This window comes from Citrobacter sp. RHBSTW-01013, from assembly GCF_013781985.1.
Lineage (GTDB): Bacteria > Pseudomonadota > Gammaproteobacteria > Enterobacterales > Enterobacteriaceae > Citrobacter > Citrobacter braakii.
Genome location: NZ_CP056185.1, coordinates 1,348,243 through 1,362,180 on the forward strand (window position 1 = coordinate 1,348,243; position 13,938 = coordinate 1,362,180).

The 13,938-nt window shown below is 52.4% G+C and carries 7 protein-coding genes, 1 tRNA gene and 3 rRNA genes; 6 read left to right on the forward strand and 5 right to left on the reverse strand.

Annotation, left to right across the window (positions count from 1 at the left end):
- Positions 1–292 precede the first annotated feature (292 nt).
- The 5 genes from HV350_RS06510 (at position 293) to HV350_RS06530 (ending at position 6,916) form a co-directional block, all read left to right on the forward strand.
- A 16S ribosomal RNA gene (locus tag HV350_RS06510) occupies positions 293–1,834 on the forward strand.
- An 85-nt stretch (positions 1,835–1,919) separates the two neighbouring features.
- Positions 1,920–1,995, forward strand: a tRNA-Glu gene (locus HV350_RS06515).
- A gap of 220 nt (positions 1,996–2,215) precedes the next feature.
- Positions 2,216–5,122, forward strand: a 23S ribosomal RNA gene (locus HV350_RS06520).
- A gap of 95 nt (positions 5,123–5,217) precedes the next feature.
- Positions 5,218–5,333 (forward strand): 5S ribosomal RNA (rrf, locus tag HV350_RS06525).
- The 16S, 23S and 5S rRNA genes sit together here with 1 tRNA gene alongside, the layout of an rRNA operon.
- A gap of 284 nt (positions 5,334–5,617) precedes the next feature.
- Positions 5,618–6,916, forward strand: coding sequence for an MFS transporter (locus HV350_RS06530; RefSeq protein ID WP_181630063.1), 1,299 nt, complete (start codon positions 5,618–5,620; stop codon positions 6,914–6,916).
- On the opposite strand, the gene HV350_RS06535 is transcribed toward HV350_RS06530, so the two are convergent.
- The 5 genes from HV350_RS06535 to trxC form a co-directional block, all read right to left on the reverse strand.
- The gene (locus HV350_RS06535; RefSeq protein ID WP_016157180.1) at positions 6,913–7,236 is read right to left on the reverse strand and encodes a YfiM family lipoprotein; all 324 of its coding nucleotides are present in this window, start codon (positions 7,234–7,236) and stop codon (positions 6,913–6,915) included. The two genes, HV350_RS06530 and HV350_RS06535, sit on opposite strands and share 4 nt — an antisense overlap.
- 44 nt (positions 7,237–7,280) lie before the next feature.
- The gene (gene pssA, locus HV350_RS06540; RefSeq protein WP_003835350.1) at positions 7,281–8,636 is read right to left on the reverse strand and encodes a CDP-diacylglycerol--serine O-phosphatidyltransferase; all 1,356 of its coding nucleotides are present in this window, start codon (positions 8,634–8,636) and stop codon (positions 7,281–7,283) included.
- Between the two features lie 114 nt (positions 8,637–8,750).
- Positions 8,751–11,411 carry a protein lysine acetyltransferase gene (gene pat / locus HV350_RS06545; protein ID WP_016157179.1) on the reverse strand — a complete coding sequence of 887 codons (2,661 nt, stop codon included), beginning with the start codon at positions 11,409–11,411 and terminating at the stop codon, positions 8,751–8,753.
- A 36-nt stretch (positions 11,412–11,447) separates the two neighbouring features.
- Positions 11,448–12,146 carry a tRNA-uridine aminocarboxypropyltransferase gene (tapT, locus tag HV350_RS06550; protein ID WP_016154057.1) on the reverse strand — a complete coding sequence of 233 codons (699 nt, stop codon included), beginning with the start codon at positions 12,144–12,146 and terminating at the stop codon, positions 11,448–11,450.
- A 69-nt stretch (positions 12,147–12,215) separates the two neighbouring features.
- The gene (gene trxC, locus HV350_RS06555) at positions 12,216–12,635 is read right to left on the reverse strand and encodes a thioredoxin TrxC (protein WP_003037559.1); all 420 of its coding nucleotides are present in this window, start codon (positions 12,633–12,635) and stop codon (positions 12,216–12,218) included.
- Between the two features lie 207 nt (positions 12,636–12,842).
- Here trxC and HV350_RS06560 point away from each other — a divergent pair, with 207 nt between their 5' ends.
- Entirely contained in the window at positions 12,843–13,922 is a 1,080-nt protein-coding gene (locus tag HV350_RS06560) for a tRNA/rRNA methyltransferase (RefSeq protein ID WP_046275240.1), read from the forward strand.
- Positions 13,923–13,938 lie beyond the last annotated feature (16 nt).

Below are 13,938 nucleotides of genomic sequence, written 5' to 3' on the forward strand. Positions count from 1 at the left end.
GAAATAACTCCCTATAATGCGCCTCCACTGACACGGAACAACGGATTACAAACCGCCGGGTCAGCGGAGAAAAGCGAAAAGAAACGCTTGACTCTGTAGCGGGATGGCGTAATATGCACACCCCGCGCCGCTGAGAAAAAGCGAAGCGGCACTGCTCTTTAACAATTTATCAGACAATCTGTGTGGGCACTCGAAGATACGGATTCTTAACGTCGCAAGACGAAAAATGAATACCAAGTCTCTGAGTGAACACGTAATTCATTACGAAGTTTAATTCACGAGCATCAAACTTAAATTGAAGAGTTTGATCATGGCTCAGATTGAACGCTGGCGGCAGGCCTAACACATGCAAGTCGAACGGTAGCACAGAGGAGCTTGCTCCTTGGGTGACGAGTGGCGGACGGGTGAGTAATGTCTGGGAAACTGCCCGATGGAGGGGGATAACTACTGGAAACGGTAGCTAATACCGCATAACGTCGCAAGACCAAAGAGGGGGACCTTCGGGCCTCTTGCCATCGGATGTGCCCAGATGGGATTAGCTAGTAGGTGGGGTAACGGCTCACCTAGGCGACGATCCCTAGCTGGTCTGAGAGGATGACCAGCCACACTGGAACTGAGACACGGTCCAGACTCCTACGGGAGGCAGCAGTGGGGAATATTGCACAATGGGCGCAAGCCTGATGCAGCCATGCCGCGTGTATGAAGAAGGCCTTCGGGTTGTAAAGTACTTTCAGCGAGGAGGAAGGTGTTGTGGTTAATAACCGCAGCAATTGACGTTACTCGCAGAAGAAGCACCGGCTAACTCCGTGCCAGCAGCCGCGGTAATACGGAGGGTGCAAGCGTTAATCGGAATTACTGGGCGTAAAGCGCACGCAGGCGGTCTGTCAAGTCGGATGTGAAATCCCCGGGCTCAACCTGGGAACTGCATCCGAAACTGGCAGGCTAGAGTCTTGTAGAGGGGGGTAGAATTCCAGGTGTAGCGGTGAAATGCGTAGAGATCTGGAGGAATACCGGTGGCGAAGGCGGCCCCCTGGACAAAGACTGACGCTCAGGTGCGAAAGCGTGGGGAGCAAACAGGATTAGATACCCTGGTAGTCCACGCCGTAAACGATGTCGACTTGGAGGTTGTGCCCTTGAGGCGTGGCTTCCGGAGCTAACGCGTTAAGTCGACCGCCTGGGGAGTACGGCCGCAAGGTTAAAACTCAAATGAATTGACGGGGGCCCGCACAAGCGGTGGAGCATGTGGTTTAATTCGATGCAACGCGAAGAACCTTACCTACTCTTGACATCCAGAGAACTTAGCAGAGATGCTTTGGTGCCTTCGGGAACTCTGAGACAGGTGCTGCATGGCTGTCGTCAGCTCGTGTTGTGAAATGTTGGGTTAAGTCCCGCAACGAGCGCAACCCTTATCCTTTGTTGCCAGCGGTTCGGCCGGGAACTCAAAGGAGACTGCCAGTGATAAACTGGAGGAAGGTGGGGATGACGTCAAGTCATCATGGCCCTTACGAGTAGGGCTACACACGTGCTACAATGGCATATACAAAGAGAAGCGACCTCGCGAGAGCAAGCGGACCTCATAAAGTATGTCGTAGTCCGGATTGGAGTCTGCAACTCGACTCCATGAAGTCGGAATCGCTAGTAATCGTGGATCAGAATGCCACGGTGAATACGTTCCCGGGCCTTGTACACACCGCCCGTCACACCATGGGAGTGGGTTGCAAAAGAAGTAGGTAGCTTAACCTTCGGGAGGGCGCTTACCACTTTGTGATTCATGACTGGGGTGAAGTCGTAACAAGGTAACCGTAGGGGAACCTGCGGTTGGATCACCTCCTTACCTTAAAGAAACGTTCTTTGTAGTGCTCACACAGATTGTCTGATGAAAAGTAAATAGCAAGGCGTCTTGCGATTGAGACTTCAGTGTCCCCTTCGTCTAGAGGCCCAGGACACCGCCCTTTCACGGCGGTAACAGGGGTTCGAATCCCCTAGGGGACGCCACTTGCTGGTATGTGTGAGTGAAAGTCGCCGACCGAAGTATCTCAAAACAGACTTTCGAGTCTCGTTTGAGATATTTGCTCTTTAAAAATCTGGATCAAGCTGAAAATTGAAACGACACACTGTTTCATTTCTCCGTAAACAAGAAATGAAAAGCGGTGTGTTCGAGTCTCTCAAATTTTCGCAACACTGAAATGTTTTACGAAACATCTTCGGGTTGTGAGGTTAAGCGACTAAGCGTACACGGTGGATGCCCTGGCAGTCAGAGGCGATGAAGGACGTGCTAATCTGCGATAAGCGTCGGTAAGGTGATATGAACCGTTATAACCGGCGATTTCCGAATGGGGAAACCCAGTGTGATTCGTCACACTATCATTACGTGAATACATAGCGTAATGAAGCGAACCGGGGGAACTGAAACATCTAAGTACCCCGAGGAAAAGAAATCAACCGAGATTCCCCCAGTAGCGGCGAGCGAACGGGGAGCAGCCCAGAGTCTGAATCAGCATGTGTGGTAGTGGAACGGTCTGGAAAGTCCGGCGATACAGGGTGACAGCCCCGTACACAAAAGTGCATGTGTTGTGAACTCGAAGAGTAGGGCGGGACACGTGGTATCCTGTCTGAATATGGGGGGACCATCCTCCAAGGCTAAATACTCCTGACTGACCGATAGTGAACCAGTACCGTGAGGGAAAGGCGAAAAGAACCCCGGCGAGGGGAGTGAAAAAGAACCTGAAACCGTGTACGTACAAGCAGTGGGAGCCTCTTTATGGGGTGACTGCGTACCTTTTGTATAATGGGTCAGCGACTTATATTCTGTAGCAAGGTTAACCGAATAGGGGAGCCGAAGGGAAACCGAGTCTTAACTGGGCGTTAAGTTGCAGGGTATAGACCCGAAACCCGGTGATCTAGCCATGGGCAGGTTGAAGGTTGGGTAACACTAACTGGAGGACCGAACCGACTAATGTTGAAAAATTAGCGGATGACTTGTGGCTGGGGGTGAAAGGCCAATCAAACCGGGAGATAGCTGGTTCTCCCCGAAAGCTATTTAGGTAGCGCCTCGTGAATTCATCTTCGGGGGTAGAGCACTGTTTCGGCTAGGGGGTCATCCCGACTTACCAACCCGATGCAAACTGCGAATACCGAAGAATGTTATCACGGGAGACACACGGCGGGTGCTAACGTCCGTCGTGAAGAGGGAAACAACCCAGACCGCCAGCTAAGGTCCCAAAGTCATGGTTAAGTGGGAAACGATGTGGGAAGGCACAGACAGCCAGGATGTTGGCTTAGAAGCAGCCATCATTTAAAGAAAGCGTAATAGCTCACTGGTCGAGTCGGCCTGCGCGGAAGATGTAACGGGGCTAAACCATGCACCGAAGCTGCGGCAGCGACACTATGTGTTGTTGGGTAGGGGAGCGTTCTGTAAGCCGTTGAAGGTGTGCTGTGAGGCATGCTGGAGGTATCAGAAGTGCGAATGCTGACATAAGTAACGATAATGCGGGTGAAAAACCCGCACGCCGGAAGACCAAGGGTTCCTGTCCAACGTTAATCGGGGCAGGGTGAGTCGACCCCTAAGGCGAGGCCGAAAGGCGTAGTCGATGGGAAACAGGTTAATATTCCTGTACTTGGTGTTACTGCGAGGGGGGGACGGAGAAGGCTATGTTAGCCGGGCGACGGTTGTCCCGGTTTAAGCATGTAGGCGGAGATTCCAGGTAAATCCGGAGTCTTGTTAACGCTGAGGTGTGATGACGAGGCACTACGGTGCTGAAGTAACAAATGCCCTGCTTCCAGGAAAAGCCTCTAAGCATCAGGTAACACGAAATCGTACCCCAAACCGACACAGGTGGTCAGGTAGAGAATACCAAGGCGCTTGAGAGAACTCGGGTGAAGGAACTAGGCAAAATGGTGCCGTAACTTCGGGAGAAGGCACGCTGATATGTAGGTGAAGTGATTTACTCATGGAGCTGAAATCAGTCGAAGATACCAGCTGGCTGCAACTGTTTATTAAAAACACAGCACTGTGCAAACACGAAAGTGGACGTATACGGTGTGACGCCTGCCCGGTGCCGGAAGGTTAATTGATGGGGTTATCCGTAAGGAGAAGCTCTTGATCGAAGCCCCGGTAAACGGCGGCCGTAACTATAACGGTCCTAAGGTAGCGAAATTCCTTGTCGGGTAAGTTCCGACCTGCACGAATGGCGTAATGATGGCCAGGCTGTCTCCACCCGAGACTCAGTGAAATTGAACTCGCTGTGAAGATGCAGTGTACCCGCGGCAAGACGGAAAGACCCCGTGAACCTTTACTATAGCTTGACACTGAACACTGGTCCTTGATGTGTAGGATAGGTGGGAGGCTTTGAAGTGTGGACGCCAGTCTGCATGGAGCCAACCTTGAAATACCACCCTTTAATGGCTGGTGTTCTAACGTAGACCCGTAATCCGGGTTGCGGACAGTGTCTGGTGGGTAGTTTGACTGGGGCGGTCTCCTCCTAAAGAGTAACGGAGGAGCACGAAGGTTAGCTAATCCTGGTCGGACATCAGGAGGTTAGTGCAAAGGCATAAGCTAGCTTGACTGCGAGAGTGACGGCTCGAGCAGGTGCGAAAGCAGGTCTTAGTGATCCGGTGGTTCTGAATGGAAGGGCCATCGCTCAACGGATAAAAGGTACTCCGGGGATAACAGGCTGATACCGCCCAAGAGTTCATATCGACGGCGGTGTTTGGCACCTCGATGTCGGCTCATCACATCCTGGGGCTGAAGTAGGTCCCAAGGGTATGGCTGTTCGCCATTTAAAGTGGTACGCGAGCTGGGTTTAGAACGTCGTGAGACAGTTCGGTCCCTATCTGCCGTGGGCGCTGGAGAATTGAGGGGGGCTGCTCCTAGTACGAGAGGACCGGAGTGGACGCATCACTGGTGTTCGGGTTGTCATGCCAATGGCATTGCCCGGTAGCTAAATGCGGAAGAGATAAGTGCTGAAAGCATCTAAGCACGAAACTTGCCCCGAGATGAGTTCTCCCTGACCCTTTAAGGGTCCTGAAGGAACGTTGAAGACGACGACGTTGATAGGTCGGGTGTGTAAGCGTAGCGATACGTTGAGCTAACCGATACTAATGAACCGTGAGGCTTAACCTTACAACGCCGAAGATGTTTTGGCGAAAGAGACACGATATTCAGCTTGATTACAGATGACATCGACATGCGAAAAGCGTGTTGATAAACAGAATTTGCCTGGCGGCTGTAGCGCGGTGGTCCCACCTGACCCCATGCCGAACTCAGAAGTGAAACGCCGTAGCGCCGATGGTAGTGTGGGGTCTCCCCATGCGAGAGTAGGGAACTGCCAGGCATCAAATAAGTGAAGAAGCCCATCCTGCCGGATGGGCTTTTTTGCGTCTGCAAGGAGTAAAAACTGCCGGGTGCAGCGTACTGTTTTATCCAGCCCATAAAAGCCCACTCTATTTCAAACCGATTTTTCTCTTTCTCGAACATATCTGAATCCTTTCTCTGCTAATGAAAACCGTGATCTTTCTCTCATAATAAATTATAACAATTACATAACATTTATTTCACCAAAAAAGACATAACCACCATTGATAAATTAATGCAATCGTTGGCAGGGGTACAATTCTAATGGCTGATAGCAGTGTAACTGAGAACGGGGCGCTGACAGACGGCGATACTCGGCGTCGTATATGGGCGATTGTCGGAGCATCATCAGGGAATCTGGTCGAATGGTTTGATTTCTATATCTATTCTTTCTGCTCTCTCTATTTTGCTCATATCTTTTTTCCATCAGGAAACACCACCACGCAACTCTTACAAACAGCCGGAGTTTTTGCTGCAGGCTTTCTGATGCGACCGATTGGCGGCTGGCTGTTTGGTCGCATCGCGGATAAGCACGGGCGTAAAAAGTCGATGCTGCTGTCAGTTTGTATGATGTGTATGGGATCGCTGGTGATCGCTTGTCTTCCGGGATATGAAACCATCGGTACCTGGGCTCCTGCTCTATTGCTGCTGGCTAGGTTATTTCAGGGGCTGTCTGTCGGTGGTGAATACGGGACCAGCGCTACCTATATGAGTGAAGTAGCCGTTGAAGGGAAGAAAGGTTTTTATGCTTCCTTCCAGTACGTGACGTTAATCGGCGGGCAGTTACTGGCACTGCTGGTTGTGGTCATATTACAGCAAACGTTAGAAGACTCAGCGCTAAGATCGTGGGGTTGGCGTATTCCATTTGCGTTGGGCGCCGTACTGGCTATTGTTGCGTTATGGCTGCGTCGACAGTTGGATGAAACCTCGAAACAGGACGTTCGCGCGCTGAAAGAAGCTGGTTCTCTGAAAGGTCTGTGGCGTAATCGCAAAGCCTTCATCATGGTGCTTGGCTTTACCGCTGCTGGCTCGCTGTGTTTTTACACGTTCACAACCTACATGCAGAAGTACCTGGTTAACACCGCCGGTATGCATGCCAACGTAGCCAGTGGGATTATGACGGCGGCACTGTGTGTGTTTATGCTGGTGCAACCGTTGTTCGGTGCCTTGTCAGATAAAATTGGCCGACGTACTTCAATGCTGTGTTTTGGCGCGTTGGCCGCGATTTTCACCGTCCCCATTCTGACAGCGTTGCAAAGCGTGACGTCCCCGTATATGGCGTTTGCTCTGGTGATGTGTGCCTTGCTGATTGTGAGTTTCTATACGTCAATCAGCGGTATTCTGAAGGCCGAGATGTTCCCGGCACAGGTGCGCGCTCTGGGGGTTGGATTATCTTATGCGGTGGCCAATGCTCTGTTTGGTGGCTCAGCCGAATATGTTGCGTTATCCCTGAAGTCTGTCGGTATGGAAACAACATTCTTCTGGTACGTTACAGCACTGGCAATAGTCGCATTTTTGGTATCGCTGATGCTGCATGGGAAGGGGAAAGGTCTGCGCCTCTAGTGATGTGCCAGTTGCCAGACCGCATAACCGGTAGACGCACCTGCAACATCCCAGGCGAAGTCTTTCCAGCTCCAGCCGCTCCCAGCGGGACGGCTGTCCCATAGCTCTTTTGACGCGCCCAGGCTGACTGAGAACATCAGGCCGATAGCCGCGCTGCGATCGCGGCTGTTGCCCTGATGTTGAGCATATTCGTTTCCAGCTGCGGAGAGCATAGCGGAGGCGATAAAGTGTTGAGCCTTGTCTTGTCCGCTCCAGCGGTCGTTTGCCATGTGGCTGCAGCCAGAAATAGCCAGGATACTGAAAAGAATAAACAAGCGCACCGTTGCCTCCATAGGAAAAACCCCGTCACTGGACGGGGTCTTGGTTACAGAATACGGCTAATTAATCTGTCGATACGGATACGGCGTAGTCGACGGATGAGCTTACGCACTTTGACTGGATAGTCGGCAATGCTTTGCAGGTCGCGATAGTGCTTAACGACGGTAGTATGCGTGCGAATAAGCTCCAGCTCTTTATCGCGCTGGGGAGTCAGCTCTTGCTTCGGATCGTGGATAAGGATGGCGTTTTCCAGATCCAGACGCCAGGCGCGAGGGTTAAGGTTGTTGCCGGTGAGCAGCATCCATTTATCATCAACCCACATGCCTTTCAGATGATAGGTGTTGTCATCATCTTTCCATAAGCGCACGACCAGTTGGTCGGTATTCACATAATATTGCAGTCTGCTCAGGAAACGGCGCAGGTTAATTTCATACAGGTAGGGCAGCGCGCCGATGATTTTAAATGGCTCATCTTCTGGAATGAAAAAGTCGTTGGCGGTTTTATCACCGACAATGATCTCGACCTTTTTGCCTTCACGCAGCAGCTGAATGATATTGCGCACCAGTATAGCGGGCAGGTTGAAATAAGGGGTACAGATTGTGAGCTTGTGCTCCGCGCAGGGCATAAGGTGGAAAATGGTCTTATTTAACAGACTGGATTTTCCAAGGCCTACCAGAGGCGTTACCGAGAGCTGTTCATTATCCGCATCACCCTGAAAATGGAATGACGCATCGCGCAGTTCCTGACGGTAAAGGCGGATGTCGTTTTTAATTTCCGGGCTTTTAGGGCGATTAATATCATCAAGGCGATTAACGCCGCGACCGTTCATCAGGTTCTGCGTGACCCAATCGAACATGATATCGGCCATTTGCGCGTTGCGAATCAACTGATAACGGTCATAGCGATATTTATCATGCTGATGCAGATAAACATCATTCAGACTGGCCCCGCTGTACAGGACGCTGTCATCGATGATAAAGCCTTTAAAATGCAGGACGCCAAGCGCTTCTCGGGTGTTAATCGGAACACCGTAGACAGGAATATCAATACCTGGGTTTTCTTGTGCCATTCGGCAATACCAGTCAGCGTTGGTATTCGATGCCGCAGCACCAATACGTCCGCGCTGGGCTCGGTGCCAGTCGACAAGCACCCGGACATCCAGTTCAGGACGCTGCCGTTTTGCCGCATAGAGCGCGTCGAGTATGCCTTTGCCACCGTCATCCTGTTCCAGGTACAGCGCAATAATGCAGATCCGTCGCGTCGCGCTGGCTATTTTTTCCAGCAGAGTCTCCCTGAAATTAGCGGGAGCATAAAAGAAATCTACATCATCAACTGACTGAGAAATCTTGGGTAGTTGGGCAAGGTGTTGTTGATGTTTATTACGCTTAAATTTTGACAACATCACAGTGCATTTCTTCTCTGTTCATTGAAGGGTCCTCTGTGCTATGCAGACGACATAAGCGGGTAATGATACCACCAGTACCTATTAATGTGGTCAACATTTCCAGTACCTTACTCACGATTCCTCAAATTGGGCCAGATTAAGCGTTAGCCCAACAATTCCCTCTTCGAGTTGGACGTCAACAGCGAACCCGAGTTTCCGGGCCAGGGCGACCATCCCACGATTGTTTGGCATCGTAATACCATTCAAACGTCTAAGTCCGTGATCTCGGGTATATGCAATTAATTTTTCCATCAACCGGCGACCCAGTCCAAGCCCTTTGAGATCTGAACGAACCAGCACGGCGAACTCGGCGTCAATGTTATCAGGATCCGAGATTGCTCGCGTTACGCCGAGGATCTCTTGCTGATTGTTTTTACAGCGTACCGCAACAAAGGCCATTTCCCGATCGTAGTCGATCTGCGTCATATTGGCTAAATCTTCGTGGGTAAATTCGTTGATCTCACTGAAATAGCGATAATAAAGATCTTCTTTTGTTACCTGAGAAATGAACTGCTGCAGATGAGGTTCATCCTCGGGCAAAATAGGGCGGAACAAGCAACGCTCGCCGTTCTTCAACTCCACCCATTCTTCAAGCTGATGGGGGTAGGGACGTATAGCCAGCCTGCTTTCGTTATCGCCCGTGAAAGGGGCAATGTCCAGCGTGACATCCAGCGCGGTAAATTCACCGGCGGAGGCCAACAGCGGATGAATATCCAGACGCTGAATTTCCGGACAATCGACGATCAGATTGGAGACCTGTACCAGAAGCTGACTTAACCCGGCGATATCCAATGGGCGTAATGCGCTGCGAGCGCGGATCTTTTTATTTTTGATCCCCTGGATCACCAGATAACGCGCCAGATTCATGTTCAATGGCGGCAACGCCACCACGGCTTGCTCTTCTGGTCGCCACTCAACTCCGCCTTCACCAAGCATAATCAACGGGCCAAATACCGGGTCGTGTTCAACGACGACGCGCAGCTCCTGAGCGCCAGCGCGATTCGCCATACTTTGTACTAATAAACCGTGAATGCGCGCCTGCGGCCAGGCCATTTTTACCCGATCAAAAATCGCATTGGCTGCCTGCTGCACCTCTGTTGCTGTCCGCAGGTAGAGCATTACCCCCTGAACTTCTGATTTATGCGGGATATCAGGAGAACGCAGCTTTAGCGCCACTGGGTAACCGATTTGCTCCGCGATGTGTACGGCTTCAGCGCTGTCGCTGGCGATCCACGTAGGCAGCGTGTGTAAGCCATAGGCTTGTAAAATCGGCTGCACTTCATGGGTATCCAGCGACGTTGCTCCTTCAGCAATCGCCTGCTGTAACAGATTATGCGCCTCGGCGGTGTTGGTGGTCAGGTAGTCGGGCAGCGCAGGGGTTTCCCGCAGTTGCTTCTGGTTACGCCGGTACTCCACCATATGCATAAACGCGGTGATGGTGCCTTCTGGCGTGCGGTAGGTAGGTAATCCGGCTTCGCTAAACAGTCTACGGGCTTCCTGGGAGGAAAACTCTCCGCACCAGTTGGTCAGCAACGAGACGAACTTACCGCGGGGATGACGTTTTACCGCTTCGATTAACGCTTGTGCGCTTTCTGTTCCCGGGGCGGCTGCGCTGGGTGAGTGAATCACCATCAGTGCGTCGAAATCCTGGCTGGCGAGCAAGATATCCAGCGTCTTAACGTAGTGTTCGCTGCTGGCGTCGTCACGCAGATCCAGCGGGTTGGCGATATCAATATGTTCAGGTAACGCATCGCGTAATTTCTGGCAGGTATCTTCACTCAATGTCGCCAACTTGCCATTTTTTGACCACAGCTCATCTAATGCCAGTGCGGCAGGCGCGGCCCCATTGCTGATGATCATCAGCCTGTCGCCGCGCAGTGGACGCATGTGGCTCAGGGTTTCTACCGCAGAGAACAGCTCGTGAGTGTCTTGTACGCGTAATAAACCGGCGCGCTGGATAGCCGCGTCCCACGCAGGGTCCATCCCTGCACTGGTATGCAGTAAACGCTGCGCAGCCGGACTGCGACCGCTCTTAATCACCAGAATGGGTTTATTGCGCGAGGCGCTACGGGCGGCGGAGACAAAGCGCCGGGCATCACTTAAATGTTCGAGATACAGTAATATCGCGCTAGTTTTACTGTCGCGCGCCAGGTAATCCAGCAGTTCATCAACGTCGATATCAAGGCTGTCGCCCAGCGCGATAAACCAGGAAAAACCCATGTCGCGCTGCTGCGCCCAGTCCAGAATGGTGTTGGAAATCGCCGCTGACTGGGAAATAAATGCCAACTTACCGCGCTTGATGGGAACGGGGGAAAAGCTGGCGTTAAGCCCCTGCCAGGGCGCGAGAAGCCCCAGGCTGTTGGGGCCTAGCAGACGTATGTTGTAGCGTGCGGCGCAGGCCAACAATTCCAGGTGCTGCGATGCGGGAGCTGAAAGAATAATGCAGGTTTTACAGCCTTTCTCGCCAAGCGCTTCGAGTAATGCCAGGTTGCGGCTGGCATTGGTGCACAACACGGCAAGGTCTGGGCTAAAAGGCAGGCTGTTGATATTGGGCCAGGCCAGGACGCCCAACACCGCTTTCCATGCTGGCGTCACTGGTAAAACAGGTCCATTGAAACCGCCGGCAAGCAGGTTACGCATCATCAGGTAACCTGCGCGATTAGGCTTCATTGACGCCCCAATCACCGCAATGGATTTCGGTCGCAGTAGTGCTTCCAGACCACGCTGACTCATATCGGCTTCCTTAATGACACCAGTGACCGAATGATTTTAAACGCTTTCTGGCGAGTCTGCTGTGACGCTTCCCTGATGTTGAGTTTTTCCTGCCAGGTAGCGGGTTTTAAAGCGAGTGAAATGTTCGCTCAACCCCTCCGCGGCTTGCGTATCGCCCGCCAGATCCAACAACGCGATGGCCACTTCGGCAGTACAGTATTGCCCTTCGGCGTGAATGCCACGCAGGTGGTAAGCGGAAAGTCGCGATAAATCAACGGAGATCACCGGCAGGTTATCAAGGTACGGGCTTTTGCGGAACATTTTACGCGCTTCAGGCCAGGTACCATCAAGCATGATAAACAACGGCGGTTTACCGGCTGGTGGAGCGAAAATCACTTCACGCTCTTCGCCCGCATAGGATGCCGGGAATACAACCATCGGCTGGTAATCCGGATTTTTCACCAGTTCGAGCAGCGCCTGCGGCGGTTCGGTGCGTGACCACTGAAACGCCGTGGTATCGGGCAAAATATCGGCAATCAAACGTCCCGTGTTGCTGGGCTTCATCGGCTCGGTATCAAACATCACCAGACAAAAGCGGCTTTTGGCCTCAGACGGCACCAGCGTTGCGCACAAGCAGAGCTTCAGCGGCAGCAGGCAGCGCTGACAGCGGCGAATGCGATTACCTCGGGCAAGGAAAGGGCGCGTGGCGCGCGCGAGGCGCTCAGCGCGTAACTGAAGAACAGCGTTATCGGTCATGGGAGAACACGTTGAAAAACGCTATTGTCGCAGAGGTGAAAACGGGGCACAAGATGCGCCCCGTAGAGATTATAATGATTCGTTAAGCCAGCTATCAAACGGGGCTTTAGGTACGGCGCCATTAAGCATGTCGACGATTTCACCTTTTCTGAAGATCATAATGGTCGGGATGCTGCGGATACCGAAACGGGCGCTGAGTTCTCGCTCGGCTTCTGTATTCACTTTAACAAAACGCACTTTACCGCTACGCTCTTCCGCGACATCTTCAAAAATCGGGGCGAAGTTACGGCATGGACCACACCAGGGGGCCCAAAAATCAACCACCACCGGGAGATCGTCTTTTAACAGTTTATCCAGTGTTTCACCGGTCGCATTGATCACCTCCCCATCAAACAGGTCGTGACCACAGCGTCCGCATTTAGCCGCTTCCTGGACACGATCGTCGGGGATGCGGTTGATAGCCTGGCAGCTGGTACAAACGGTATTCATAACTAACCTCTGGATGAGTGGAGTGGACTTCACGGCAGTAACGCCAGTATGTTTCTATTATGTTACATATTATCGGGGAGTCTGTTCTAAACAACAATGCGTTTTATTCAATGAGTACAATAGTCCTTAGCTTTTAAATGAAATAATGGCTAACGACGTGCACATCGGGTAATCTTCGCGCTTCGCGCAGAGCAGGTGGAGAAAAACATGAGCGACGAACTGAAGAATAAAAACGGCAAGGTCAAAGTGATGTACGTCCGCAGTGACGATGACTCGGACAAACGCACCCAAAATCCACGTACTGGTAAAGGCGGCGGTCGCCCCGGTACTTCCCGAGCCGAAGGCGGTCGTCGCCCTGCCCGTGATGACAGAAAGGGTCCGAACAGCGAACGTGGTCGTGAACGTGGTCGTGGCCGCGATGTAGAACGCGACCGCGGACGTGAAGATTCACCATGGCGTACCGTGTCCCGCGCACCGAATGATGATGCAGCAGACAAAGCCGATCACGGTGGTATCAGCGGCAAAAGCTTTATCGATCCTGAAGTATTACGTCGTCAGCGCGCGGAAGAAACCCGCGTTTACGGTGAGAATGCCTGTCAGGCTCTGTTCCAGAGTCGTCCGGACGCTATTGTTCGCGCCTGGTTTGTTCAGAGCGTAACCCCGCGCTTTAAAGAAGCATTACGCTGGATGGCGGCGAACCGCAAAGCCTACCACGTGGTTGACGAAGCCGAGCTGGCGAAAGCCTCCGGCACTGAACACCATGGCGGCGTCTGTTTCCTGATCAAAAAACGTAACGGTACCACTGTTAAGCAGTGGGTTGGTCAGGCCGGGGCGCAGGATTGCGTGCTGGCCCTGGAAGACATTGCTAACCCGCACAACCTGGGCGGCATGATGCGTAGCTGCGCGCACTTCGGTGTGAAAGGCGTGGTGGTACAGGATGCGGCGCTGTTGGAATCAGGTGCGGCTATCCGCACCGCTGAAGGCGGAGCTGAGCACGTTCAGCCGATCACCGGTGACAGTATTGTCGATGTGCTGGACGACTTCCGTAATGCGGGTTACACGGTAGTGATGACCTCAAGCGTGAAAGGCAAGCCGCTGTTTACTACCACGTTGCCGGAAAAAATGGTGCTGGTATTAGGGCGTGAGCGTGAGGCTCTGCCAGAAGCAGCATGCTCAGCCGACGACCTGTGCGTGGCGATAGACGGTACGGGCAACGTAGAAACGCTCAACGTTTCTGTCGCGACCGGCGTGCTGCTCGCGGAGTGGTGGCGTCAGAACAAAGCCTGATAATAAAAATGCCAGC

What these genes read in the sequence shown, in the direction of transcription:
- pssA (WP_003835350.1), bottom strand. Translation starts at nt 8,636, where the DNA reads ATGTTGTCAAAATTTAAGCGTAATAAACATCAACAACACCTTGCCCAA.
- tapT (WP_016154057.1), bottom strand. Translation starts at nt 12,146, where the DNA reads ATGACCGATAACGCTGTTCTTCAGTTACGCGCTGAGCGCCTCGCGCGC.
- HV350_RS06530 (WP_181630063.1), top strand. Translation starts at nt 5,618, where the DNA reads ATGGCTGATAGCAGTGTAACTGAGAACGGGGCGCTGACAGACGGCGAT.
- HV350_RS06560 (WP_046275240.1), top strand. Translation starts at nt 12,843, where the DNA reads ATGAGCGACGAACTGAAGAATAAAAACGGCAAGGTCAAAGTGATGTAC.
- pat (WP_016157179.1), bottom strand. Translation starts at nt 11,411, where the DNA reads ATGAGTCAGCGTGGTCTGGAAGCACTACTGCGACCGAAATCCATTGCG.
- trxC (WP_003037559.1), bottom strand. Translation starts at nt 12,635, where the DNA reads ATGAATACCGTTTGTACCAGCTGCCAGGCTATCAACCGCATCCCCGAC.